Below are 12428 nucleotides of genomic sequence, written 5' to 3' on the forward strand. Positions count from 1 at the left end.
ACCCTCAGTGTTTCTTATCTCAATGTGGCGTATGCTGAATATCATGCTTGCACAATTGCAATTGTGCCCTGCGTACGCAATTGAGGAAAACTACGCCAAAACACGGAGCTAATACATGCATCCTGGCGCCCAACCCCTTGGGGTCTTTCTACAGGAAGGTTGCTACGCGCCGCGCAGCGCATATATATTGGAGATTTTGGCTCACGCGGGCATCCCTTTCGTGCGCGTGGACGCCGCCACCTTGCCGGAAGCGCTGGCAACTCTTAAGGTGCTGATCTTGCCGCACCACGAGGTCACCACTCCTGAGATGGGCCGGCTCTATGGCTTCGTGACGGCGGGCGGCGCCCTGATCGGGCTGGGAGGCACGAGCGGCTTGGATGACCTCTTCGGCGTCCGCACGCAGGCAGGCACCCGCGAGGCTTACTTGAAAGTTACTCAGGGAGATCATCCTCTGGTGCGCGATCTTCACTCATCCTTGCACGTCTGGGACGCCGCGACCGCTCGCGCGGCCGGGGCCGGTGTGCTGGCCAACCTCTGTGATGGAGAAGGGAATCGCATTGGTGTGGGCGTAAGCGCCTACCGCCTCCAGCGGGGACTGAGCATCTTCTCCGCCGCAGACTTGCCCTGGTGCGTCTTACACATGCTGCAAGGCAAGCCCGTGCGTCAAGATGGCCTGCCGGCGCCGGATGGGACTGCTAACATCGATGAAGGAATTCTCAAGTGTGACGACGGCATTGTATTGAATTGGGAAACAGACCGCTCTCCAGGCACAGAAGTACCCTTTTTCTTAGAGGCCGTCGGCGATGAGCTCCGCGCCATACTGTTGCGCAGCATCTTCCTCGGCGCGCAGTTCACCAATACCGCGCTTCCCTTACTCTGGTATTGGCCCGGCGAAATTGAGGCGGTGGCGCACCTCTCCCACGATTCCGACAACAATGTGCTTGACCGCGCGTTCCAACTCTTAGAGAATACCCGCGCGCTCGGCGTGCACTCCACGTGGTGCATTCAGTACCCGGGCTATACACCCGAACTCTACGCGGCGGTAGCAGAATACGGCAGCGAAATCTGCCTCCACTTTGACGCCCTTTCAGGTAGGGAGCCTAACCGCTGGGACTATGGCGATCTCGTCTTCCAGTGGGAGTTCCTGCGGCGGGAGGCCGGGCTGGACACCATTACGACCAACAAGAACCACTACACGCGCTGGGAAGGGTCGTTAGAATTCTTCCATTGGCTGGAGAAGGTGGGTATTGCCTCCGATCAGACGAAAGGGCCATCCAAGGATGGCAACACCGGCCACCTCTACGGCAGCACCCACCCCTGGTTCCCGATGGATTCAGACTCCGGTCATTTTTATGACGTGCTGGAAGTCAACTTCTTGACCCAAGATATTGTGCAACCGGTCGGCCACCCGGATGCGCCGGTAGACGCATATGCGCCATACAGCATCGCGGAACCGTTAGTCGACCGCGTACAGAAGCACTATGGCGTTGCGCACTACCTCTTCCATCCTCACCACTGCCTGCGGCCCGGTGTGCCCGCGGCTATGGCGCAGGTTGTGGCGTACGCGCGGCAGCAGGGCTTACCGTGGTGGACCTCTGAAGAGATTAACGCGTGGGAACGGAGCCGCCGCACGTTGTCGTTTGGCGAGGTGGAGAGTTCCGGTTTCAGTGTCCATGTTGGCGCACCTCTTGAGGACGCGACGCTGCTCCTGCTGGAAACCGGCAGCGAGCGGCGCGCTATTTCTGTAGATCGCCGGCCGATGCCCACCCGTAGTGTGGAACGATACGGTTTCCGGTTCCAGGCGGTCACGCAGACGCTTGCTGCCGGGGAGCATAGATTGCAGTGGGGCGAGGTAGACTGACGTGGGTAGGAACTTTTCGCATGCGGCCACAACTCTTAGCTTGCAGTCTCAAACGATTCGACCTATCTGCGCCAAAGTGGGCCGTAGCGAAACATAGCGCCAATCTTGCAGATTCCGGTAGGATAGAGCGGGAGTGAGTGGATGCGCATTGCAATCGGAGCCGATCACAACGGATTAGCCAGCAAGAACGAGGTCAAGCAGTGGCTTGAGCTTGCCGGCCATACTGTGGTTGACGTTGGCCCGCATGAACTCGATCCGTACGACGATTACCCGGATTTTGCTCGCCTTTTGGGTGCGGCCCTGCAACGCGGAGAGGCCGATCGGGGCATCCTGCTCTGCGGCAGCGGCGTGGGTGCGAGCATCGCCGCCAACAAGATGCGCGGCATTCGCGCGGGCCTGTGCCACGATGTCTACTCAGCACATCAGGCGGTCGAACACGACAACGTGAATGTGCTGTGTTTGGGCCCTCGAGTCGTGGGTCCCGCCCTGATGGAGGAACTGGTAACGGCATTCTTGGCCGCCTCGTTTACGGGCGAAGAGCGGCACGCCCGTCGTCTCGCTAAGGTGACGGCCTTGGAGCAGGCGGAACGGGAGGCAGGCCTCGGCCAACAGGAGGAAGTGGAAACAACGTAGGCGGGGATGCCGATCGTGCACTTCGTGGGTGAATGAGACGGGCATCGGTTGTTGCCGCTATCTTTTTACTTTGCGAGTGATTCGAGAGTGCAGGATTAAGATGGATTCCCGCTTTCGCGGGAATGACGGAAAAGAGTTTGTGGGAATGACGGAAAAGAGTGCACGTGAAATGGCGGAAGAAAGTTCACGGGCAAGACGGAGAAGAGCTCACGGGCGTGACGGAAGAGAGTTCACGGGAATTACGGATGAGAGCTCACTTTCTGGGTAATACCGGACCGTCCGCAATCACGTAGAGCGCAATCAGGTAGAGCAGGAACTGAACCGGGCACACAAGGCTAAGTCGCCGTCTGTGTGTTTACAAGGAGGTAACTATGGCAGAGAAGAACAGGCTTGTACAACTGCAAGACTACGACCAGAGCGTGTGGCTGGATAGCATCAGCCGCGGCCTCATGCAATCGGGCCAGCTTCAGGCCCTGGTGGACAACGACGGTCTGCGGGGGATGACCTCGAACCCCGCCATCTTCGAGAAGGCGATTAGCGGCAGCGATGACTACCGCGATCAATTGCGCGCGCTGCACGCCGCCGGCAAGAGTACGACGGAAGTCTACGAAGCAGTTGCGGTTACCGACATTCAATCGGCCTGCGACGTGCTGCGGCCGGTGTACGACGCCAGTGACGGCGAGCACGGCCTGGTAAGTCTTGAGGTCTCGCCGGAACTCGCCTTCGATACGGCGGGCACCATTGGTGAGGTGCGACGCCTCTGGCAACAGGTGGACCGCCCGAATCTGATGATCAAGATACCGGCCACTGACGAGGGCATACCCGCGGTGCAGCAGATGCTCGCCGAGGGGTACAACGTCAACATCACGCTGATGTTCTCGCTCACGGACTACGATAACGTGGCCGAGGCGTATATTTCGGCTCTCGAGGCGCGTGCCGCGGCGGGTCAGCCGGTAAACCGCATTGCTTCCGTGGCGAGTTTCTTTGTGAGCCGCATCGATACATTGGCCGATGAGTTGTTGGAGGCACGGGCTGAGGCCGGCGAGAGTCGCGCGCGGGAGCTCTTGGGAAAAGTGGCGATTGCCAACGCGAAGATTGCCTACCAGCACTTCCTCGATTTCTTCAAGTCGGAGCGCTTTGCCAAGCTGGAGGCTAAGGGCGCGCGCGTGCAACGCGTGCTCTGGGCGAGCACAAGCACGAAGAACCCCGACTTCTCCGACGTGATGTACGTGGACAATCTCATCGGCCCGCACACCGTGAATACCTTGCCGGACGACACTATGGACGCTTTCCGCGATCACGGCACGCTGGCCCAGACTGTAGATACGGGTGTGGCAGAGGCGCAAGCCGTGTTGGACGCCCTGTCGGCTGTGGGCGTGGACTATGACGCCATGACCCGCCAACTGCAGCAAGAGGGTGTGGATAAGTTCGTGCAGCCGTATCACGCCTTGCTGGAACGCATTGAGCAGGTGTGCGCAGAGCTTGTCGCAACTACCTAGCGATGGCGCGCCAACCTTTATTGGCGGGAGACGCCGACAACGCAGAAGCTGCGATCCTGCAAGCATTAGCAACGCTCGCGCGCGAAGACGTTGGCGCGCGTCTTTGGCAAAAGGACGCCAGCCTCTGGTCTGACGATCTGCAAGAGCAAGCGGCAATTCGCCACCGCTTGGGTTGGCTGAACGTCGTTGCGGACGTGCGGCGCTCCGGGCTGGATGAGATTTTCACGTCCGCTGAAACAGTCCGGGCAGCAGGCTATACTGACGCCGTAATTCTCGGCATGGGCGGGAGCAGTCTGTGCCCCGACGTCTGCCGCGCTACCTTTGGCGCCGCTCCCGGCTGGCTGCGGCTGCATGTGCTCGACAGCACCCATCCCCGCGCCGTGCAGGCCGTGCACGATGCGGTGGATGTAAGGCGCACGCTCTTCGTGGTGTCGAGCAAGTCCGGCACCACCGGTGAATCGAACGCCTTCTATCAGTACTTTTGGGACCGCGTCAGACAGGCCGGGATCACGCCGCCTGGCGCCAACTTCATCGCAATTACCGACCCCGGCACTCCGTTGGATGAGGAAGCCACTGCGCGCGGCTTCCGCCACGTCTTCCGCAATCCCGCTGACATTGGCGGCCGGTACTCGGCGCTATCGTTCTTTGGGCTCGTGCCCATGGCTTTGCTTGGGATCGATGTCGCTGACTTTCTTGGCCGCGCGGCGGCGATGGCGCGGCGCTGTGGGCCAGAGGTAGCGGCAGCCGAAAATCCAGGCGTCGTATTGGGAGCGCAGCTTGCAACCCATGCCCAGCAGGGACGGGACAAGCTTACCCTCGTATGCGCGCCGGAGATTGCCACGGTGGGTTGGTGGCTGGAACAGCTCGTAGCCGAGAGCCTCGGCAAGCAGGGATACGGCGTCGTTCCGGTCGAGGGCGAGGACGTGGGACAGCCGGAAGACTACGGCGCGGATCGGGTCTTCGTGCACACATCTCTCCCTGGCACGGACGGTGAGAACGACGTGGAGGGGCTCCAAGCGCTGGCAGCTGCAGGTCATCCGGTGATTCGGCTGACAATGGCGGAGACAATGGACTTAGGGCAGGAATTCTTCCGTTGGGAAGTGGCAACGGCGGTGGCCGGCCACCTGCTCGGCGTAAATCCCTTCGACGAGCCAAACGTTCAAGAGAGCAAGGACAACACCGCCGCGCTCCTGCAAACGTACCAGCGCGAAGGAGCGCTGCCGTTGGAGACGCCAGACCTTGTCGCAGGACCGCTCTCACTTTACGGCGATTGCGAAGGTACATCGGTGGCAGAGGCTCTGCAGGGCTTTTTCAGTCACGTGGCGCCCGGCGACTACGTGGCGTTGATGGCGTACTTGCCGCAGGCTGAAGTGGTTCAGAGACGCATGGATGCACTGCGCCACACGTTACGTGCCGTCACGCCTGCAGCCACGACGATGGGTTACGGCCCCCGGTTCCTCCATTCCACCGGGCAATTGCACAAAGGCGGGCCGAACGCTGCCGTGTGTTTGCAACTCACGGCTGATATTGCCGACGACGTGCCCATCCCCGGCGCGCCGTATTCGTTCGGGACCTTTATCCGGGCGCAGGCGCTTGGGGACATGCGCTCTTTGCGCGGCCACGGGCGCCGAGTGTTGCGCGTACACCTCGGCGCTGACTACGAGCAAGGTCTCGCCGCACTTGAATCGGCCCTGAACGAGTTGCATTGAAGAACCAAGGTCTGGTTGTTCATTGCCAGGATCGGTTAGCAATGAGGCCCGTCATTCCCGCGCAAGCGGGGAGTTGACTTCATCTTCTGTGCGCTCGCCGCCGCAATACAGAGCGGGGGACAAGCCCCCGCGCTACGTTGCAATTCAGATCGGAGGGACAAGGATCCGCGCCCGGTGCACCCCATACAAAGCGGGGACAAGCCCCCCGCGCTACGCTTTGGCCCACAGATTTAGTGCAAGTTTCCCCGCCGCGTCCCAGTATTCAGTCGTGCGTGCAAAGTCACTGCAGAGCAGTCTTCAAGCTTGGGTTTGCATAGTTTCACTTGATTGACTATTCTGCTGGGAAACGTAGGGCAACTGCTTTGGCGGGCCTGGTGCAGGCTGATCACTTCGATGTACACGCTATAATGTGTTGCAACAGAAACCCATGAGTTGAGAAGGGGAAGACGCAAATGCAAGTTGCTTCCCAAATTGAAGAATTGGTCGAGAATGCGTCGGCGCCCCGCGGGCTGGAGGGGTGCGCCATCGTGATCTTTGGCGCGACCGGCGACCTAACCCGCCGCATGATTGTGCCCGCGCTCTACAACCTACAGCAGCGCGGTCTACTGCCGCGTGATTTTGCCATCGTAGGATTTTCCCGCAGCAGGTGGGATACGGCGATATTTCGGGACAAGATGAAAGCGGCCGTGCGCGAGTATGCGGGCAACGTTGCCGTTGACGAAGACTCGTGCAATCAGTTTGTGAAGCGTCTGCACTATATCTCCGGTAACTACAGCAATGGTGAGGACTTTCAACAGCTTGCGGCCATGCTGAACACGGTTTCCGATCAGCATAACTGCGGCGGCAGGTACGTCTTCTATCTCTCCACCCCACCCAGTGTGTACTCTGATGTGATCCAGCAACTTGGCGCCGTGGGCCTGCATCATGTGCAGGGCAGTGACGCATGGCGGCGTGTTGTGATCGAGAAACCGTTTGGCCGGGATCTCGCGACGGCGCAGACACTCAACGCGCAGATTGCAAACGTGTTCGCAGAGTCCCAGACCTACCGCATCGATCACTACCTCGGTAAAGAGACGGTGCAGAACATCCTGGTTTTCCGGCTGGCAAACCACATATTCGAGCCGCTGTGGAACCGCCGCTATGTGGACCATGTGCAGATAACGGCATCGGAGAGTTTGGGAATAGAGCACCGAGCCGGATACTACGAAGAGTCCGGCGCGATGCGCGACATGTTCCAGAACCACCTGCTGCAACTCTACTCTCTGGTGGCGATGGACCCGCCGGTAGTGTTTGATGCCGAGGCGGTGGGTGCGGAGAAGATTAAGGTCTTGCGGGCTACCCGCCCCATCCCGCTGACGCAGATCGATCAGTGGGCGGTGCGCGGACAATACGGTCCGGGCTGGGTCCGTGAGGAATACGTCAAAGGGTATCGCGAAGAGGAGAATACCGACCCGAACTCTAATCGCGAGACCTTTGCCGCGCTGAAGCTCTACATCGACAACTGGCGTTGGGAGGGCGTGCCTTTCTATCTACGCTCCGGAAAGAGCATGACGAAGAAGGTGACGGAGATTGCCATTCAGTTCAAGCGCGTGCCCCACTTGCTCTTCGGGCTTACCCCTGCCGATGCTCTGAATCCCAATGCGATTGTCATTCGCGTACAGCCCAACGAGGGGTTTTCTCTTCAATTTCGCGTTAAGTACCCTGGTCAAACCATCCGGGTGCATCAGGTCAGCATGAATTTTGACTATGAATCGCTCTTCAATGGTGAAGCGCCGCCGGCGTACGAAACACTGCTACTGGACATAATGCGGGGCGACCGCACGCTCTTTGCCCACAGTGAATGGATTGAATACGCCTGGAGTTTGATTACGCCCATCATCGAGGCGTGGGAATCCCGTCCTGCCGGCAACTTCCCGAATTACGAGGCCGGTAGCTGGGGGCCACCCGAGGCCGATGCCCTTATCGCCATGGACGGCCGCTCCTGGCGACGGCCGTAGGAACGCCAACGAATTCCCCTACTGGTTGTCCTGACGTTCGTGCAGACGGATTCTGCTACACTTAGGGCATTCACCAAAGCTACGTAGCTAAGAACTGGTCTAGCCAGATATATTGACTGGGAGCATTTGTGAATTTATGAGACGTTCATCCTTACTCTGTGAAACACTGCGGGACGATCCTGCGGAAGCGGACGTACCCAACCACAAGCTACTGGTGCGCGGCTGCTTCATCCGGCAGCTTGCATCGGGTATCTATAGCTTGCTCCCGCTCGGCACGCGCGTTGCGGCCAAGATCGAGCAGGTACTCCGTGAGGAGATGGATGCTATCGGCGGCCAGGAGCTCATCATGCCGGTAGTGCAGCCGGCGGAGATCTGGCAGCAGACGGGTCGTTGGTACGACATTGGCGACGACTTGCTGCGGCTGAAGGACCGCGCAGATCACGACCTGGTGCTCGCCATGACCCATGAGGAAGTTATCACAAGCCTCATTGGCTACAACGTGCACTCGTACCGCCAACTGCCGGTGATGCTCTACCAGATCCAGACGAAATTCCGCGATGAACCGCGCCCGCGGGCCGGCGCAATCCGGCTGCGTGAATTCACGATGAAGGATGCCTACAGCGCGCACGTCACCCAGGAGGACCTGGACCGCTACTACCCCGACGTGTACCAGGCGTACTTCAACATCTTTCGCCGCTGCGGGCTGGACGTGATGTCGGTGGATTCCGACGTGGGCATGATGGGTGGCACCATGGCCCATGAGTTCATGTCGCTGACGCCGGTGGGAGAGGATACGCTGGTGCTCTGTGACGCGTGCGGCCTCAGCGCCAACCGGCAGATTGCCACGTTTCGCAAAGACGTTGTTGACGGCGGCGAGCCGCAGCCGCTGGAGGAAGTAGCAACGCCGGATACGAAGACCATCGCGGACCTCGCCGAGCTCTTGGACATTCCCGAATCGAGCACCGCGAAAGCTACCTTCTTCATGGGCGACCGGGGCTTGATCTTCGCGGTGGTGCGCGGCGACATGGAAGTGAACGAGACCAAGCTCGTAAACGCGACGAAATCCACCATGCTGCGGCCCGCAACCGAGGGAGAACTACGAGAACATGGGATCGTAGGAGGCTATGCCTCGCCGATTGGCGTGAGCGGCGTGCAGGTCGTTGTTGACGATCTGGTGGCCGAGTCCACAAATCTTGTCGCGGGCGCGAATAAGGAAGGCTTTCATTTCTACAACGTGAATTACGGCCGAGACTACGACGCAGACATTGTGGCGGATATCGCCAGCGCGTATGATGGAGCGCCGTGCCCGAGTTGCGGCGGGCCGGTGCATTTGGAGCGTGCCATCGAGGTGGGGAACATCTTCAAGCTGGGCACCAAGTACACGGCGGCGCTCAAGGCGCAGTACCGCGATGAGGCAGGTGAACTGCATCCGATGGTGATGGGATGCTATGGCATTGGCGTCGAGCGGCTCATGGCGGCAGTGGTAGAGGCCTCACACGATGAGCGAGGCATAGTCTGGCCGGTCGCGGTTGCGCCCTACCACGTTTATCTGGTAGTGCTGAACCAGAACGACGAAACGGTTGTGCAGGCGGCGGAGCAGCTCTACGCCGATCTTGGCACGGCCGGCATTTCCGTGCTCTTCGACGACCGCAACGAGAGCCCCGGGGTAAAGTTCACCGACGCCGACCTCCTTGGCATGCCGCTGCGCATTACCGTCAGCCGTCGCACGTTGAAGAATGCGGCGGTAGAACTCAAGCTCCGCACGGATAAGGACTTCACGCTCGTACCGCTGGCGGAGGCGGTAACGCAGGCGCGGGTGCAGATCGACGCGCTGCAGGCGGCCATCGATGAACGGGTTGTTGAGGAGGAATTCGACCCGGACGCTCTGAGTACTATTTAGCTGGGGTACTACTGAATCCTCCGTCGGATGGATGTACTTTTGGCACGGGGTCTAGTGTGCCAAGTACCAGGAAATGCAAAGCAGCTTACATTGTGTACTCGCCCTAGCAGTTGCTCATGCCATTTAGCTTGGTCGAAACGGAAGTCGCGCAGATCTAGTGCAGGCAGGTCATGAAGTCGCCAGTAATGCGTAGCTAGCGCATTTGGTAATTCCTTACAGCCGACGTCCCAGCGATAAGGTCTACTAATGTACGGTTGTCCTTACGGACAAATGCCACGATTCCATTCAGGGTAGGTAGGAGGATGATTGGAGCGAGAGAAGAACCAGATGACATCCAAGATCCTGTAATAGCCAAAGCACCTACTAGCCCCACCCACATGATTAGTCCCCTTACAATGCACTTAGGTATACTGATACGCTGCCCCGTTCTATAGTTGACGAAGCGAAGTTTAGTCACTTGGTGTCCAAGACTCCCTGTGCCTCTTACGTACCATGCAGGTAAAACTATCGGGGCAATTACGATTGCTATCACCCCCAAATTGACGTTGAGATTAAGGGCAAGCGCGGTGAGTAGCAAAATAAAGACATCCAGCAAATAACTGATGGTCAATCGAACCCCTGAGGGTACCAGCGTTGTTTGTTGAGTTTCGGTGTTCTGTGTCTGAACAGTTGATGCTCCTTCTTGAGCCATAATATCCTGTTCCAGAGGTTTGGCTATGCTGGCAAGCCAAACTTGCACTTCGTTGCTGGCGATAGCGAACGCCATGTTTTCAGTATTTTGAATTCCAAAGGTGTTTACGCCAATTACCTCTCCTGCGAGATTTACGAGAGGCCCTCCACTGTTTCCACTGTTGATGGCAGCATCAGTCTGAACGTAACTTGTAGTTTCCTGCTGACGTTTTCCCGATACGATTCCTCGTGTTATGGTCGGCTGCTGTCCTGGATGGAATCCAACAGTGGGTGGAAATCCAAGTGCAATTACCTCCTCGCCGGGGCGCGCTTGATCTGAATCTCCTAGCGGAATAGCAGTTAGAGGTGTGGGGAATATTACCCTAATTGCTGCTATGTCTATCCCGGTATCATATGCTAACAGTTGGGCTTCACAGACTTCGCCATTGGTTGAAACCGCGACTACTTTGTCTGTGTCCGCAATTACATGAGCGTTCGTTATGGTCAGTCCGCTGCCGCTAACTGTGAAGCCTGAGCCGGTACCCTTGTCGGTAAATAGCTGAACTAGCCCTGGGGTCACCCGCTCGATCATGTCCGCTCTGTCTACAGATTTCGGTTGATCGTTTCCCATAGCTGCGGCTCTTTCCATAAGCGGTCACACTCGCAGAACGACTCTAAGTCTTTGAGTTGACTTTGTCAAAGACAAGTGGGAAATGGGGAAATGCTAGAGCTGGGGTGGGTGCACCTCTAGCTCAATCTTCAGGTCCAGGGTCCAGCGCGCTTGGCTGAGGTAGTTTGCAAAGTCCATTGGCCGAAAGCCGAGAGCTTTCTCCATCCCTTCGACGCCTGCCGTGAAGCCCTCTTTCCACAGCCAGTCGTAGTAGGCTGCGTAGTCTGCGCCCATGCTTTCGGCCACCCACTCCGGCGGCAGCGGGTAGAATTCAACCGTCCTGCCAATGGCGGTACCAATGGCTGCGGCTATTTCTTGCCAGGTGAGCGCGTCCCCGGCCAGGTCGAGAGTCTTGCCTGTCCACGCTTCCGGTGCGGCCAGCACCGTGGCGGCAACCCGGCCGATATCCTCCACGGCGACGAGTTGGGTGGCAACGTGGGGCGGCATAGGGGCGTGGAGCCGACCCGCCAGCAAGTTGCCGGCCAGCGCGTCCGCGCCGAAGTTATCCATGAAGAAGACAGGCCGCAGCAGCGTCCAGTCTAGGCCGCTGGCTTGCAGGTACTCTTCCGCGCGGTGCTTTTGCGCGTAATGGGGCACGTCAATCAGGTCTGTCGCGCGCTGCACCGAAGAATAGACGACGTGCCGGACTTTGGCATCGCGAGCCGCGTCGATGCAGGTCTTGAGCTGCTGCCACTCCGCCTCCGGGCCGTCGGCGTAGGGCGTACCCACAAGGAAAACGCAGTCCACGCCCTGGCACGCTCGTTTCATCTGCTCTGAATTGGTCATGTCGCCCACGACTACCCGCGCCCCGATTTCTATGAGCGTCTCGGCGCGGGCAAAGTCTCGGGTGAGCGCGCGCACGGTTCTCCCAGCGGCTAGGAGTGCACGCGCCACAGCACCGCCCTGCTGGCCGGTGGCGCCGGTCACGAGTGTCACGCCAATCGACATCTGAGCAAAATCCCCCTCTTTCTCCAATTCTCGCCGGTGAATGATACCACGGCCAGTGGTATAGTGAGAAAAGGAGAATACTTCATGAAAGACTACAAACATACTAATGCGGACGAGTGTGTGGTGCTCAGCCGTCGCTTTGTTCGTCAGGCCCAAGAAGAATTTGATAAAGGCGACCGGCTCCAAGCTTCTGAAAAGGCTTGGGGCGCCGCGGCACACGCAGTCAAGGCCATTGCCGTGAGCAAAGGCTGGAACCACAACTCACATAGACTGCTCTTTGACATCGTAGACCAAGTCTCCCGCGACGTGGAAAACCCTGGCTTGCGCTCGCTCTTCCATGCGGCAAACTCTTTGCACCAGAATTTCTACGAAAACTGGCAGCCGGACGGTTCGGTACAGGCCGGCATCAATGAAATTAAGCAATTGGTTGACTTGCTGGATGAGATTCGCACGCGGCCCCCAATGCCGTCCGCTGCGATTGACCCCCGACAGTGGGAGCGCCTCACGCGATCTCCAACGGAATAGTTGAACAGGCATACTTG

The 12428-nt window shown here is 58.7% G+C and carries 9 protein-coding genes; 7 read left to right on the top strand and 2 right to left on the bottom strand.

Annotated elements, in window-relative coordinates; all coding sequences use genetic code 11:
* Positions 1 to 115 precede the first annotated feature (115 nt).
* The 6 genes from OXE05_05160 to OXE05_05185 all read left to right on the top strand — a co-directional run bounded on the left by OXE05_05160 (position 116) and on the right by OXE05_05185 (position 9599).
* Complete coding sequence (locus OXE05_05160) at positions 116 to 1861, top strand: hypothetical protein (protein ID MCY4436706.1); 1746 nt, start codon at positions 116 to 118, stop codon at positions 1859 to 1861.
* Between the two features lie 141 nt (positions 1862 to 2002).
* A complete protein-coding gene (rpiB, locus tag OXE05_05165) occupies positions 2003 to 2494 on the top strand; it encodes a ribose 5-phosphate isomerase B (protein MCY4436707.1) in 492 nt (163 codons plus the stop codon).
* A 371-nt stretch (positions 2495 to 2865) separates the two neighbouring features.
* The gene (gene tal, locus OXE05_05170) at positions 2866 to 3993 is read left to right on the top strand and encodes a transaldolase (GenBank protein ID MCY4436708.1); all 1128 of its coding nucleotides are present in this window, start codon (positions 2866 to 2868) and stop codon (positions 3991 to 3993) included.
* Entirely contained in the window at positions 3966 to 5702 is a 1737-nt protein-coding gene (locus OXE05_05175) for a hypothetical protein (protein MCY4436709.1), read from the top strand. The genes tal and OXE05_05175 overlap by 28 nt, the downstream gene beginning before the upstream one ends.
* 452 nt (positions 5703 to 6154) lie before the next feature.
* A complete protein-coding gene (gene zwf / locus OXE05_05180) occupies positions 6155 to 7699 on the top strand; it encodes a glucose-6-phosphate dehydrogenase (protein ID MCY4436710.1) in 1545 nt (514 codons plus the stop codon).
* 136 nt (positions 7700 to 7835) lie between these two features.
* Entirely contained in the window at positions 7836 to 9599 is a 1764-nt protein-coding gene (locus OXE05_05185; GenBank protein ID MCY4436711.1) for a proline--tRNA ligase, read from the top strand.
* Between the two features lie 193 nt (positions 9600 to 9792).
* Here the strand turns inward: OXE05_05185 and OXE05_05190 are convergent, their stop codons facing one another.
* Positions 9793 to 10899, bottom strand: coding sequence for a trypsin-like peptidase domain-containing protein (locus OXE05_05190; GenBank protein MCY4436712.1), 1107 nt, complete (start codon positions 10897 to 10899; stop codon positions 9793 to 9795).
* A 93-nt stretch (positions 10900 to 10992) separates the two neighbouring features.
* The gene (locus OXE05_05195; protein ID MCY4436713.1) at positions 10993 to 11886 is read right to left on the bottom strand and encodes an NmrA/HSCARG family protein; all 894 of its coding nucleotides are present in this window, start codon (positions 11884 to 11886) and stop codon (positions 10993 to 10995) included.
* An 84-nt stretch (positions 11887 to 11970) separates the two neighbouring features.
* Between OXE05_05195 and OXE05_05200 the strand changes: the two genes are divergently transcribed.
* Positions 11971 to 12411 carry a hypothetical protein gene (locus tag OXE05_05200; protein MCY4436714.1) on the top strand — a complete coding sequence of 147 codons (441 nt, stop codon included), beginning with the start codon at positions 11971 to 11973 and terminating at the stop codon, positions 12409 to 12411.
* The last annotated feature ends 17 nt before the right edge of the window (positions 12412 to 12428 follow it).

The organism is Chloroflexota bacterium, assembly GCA_026710945.1.
Classification (GTDB): Bacteria; Chloroflexota; UBA11872; order VXOZ01; family VXOZ01; genus VXOZ01.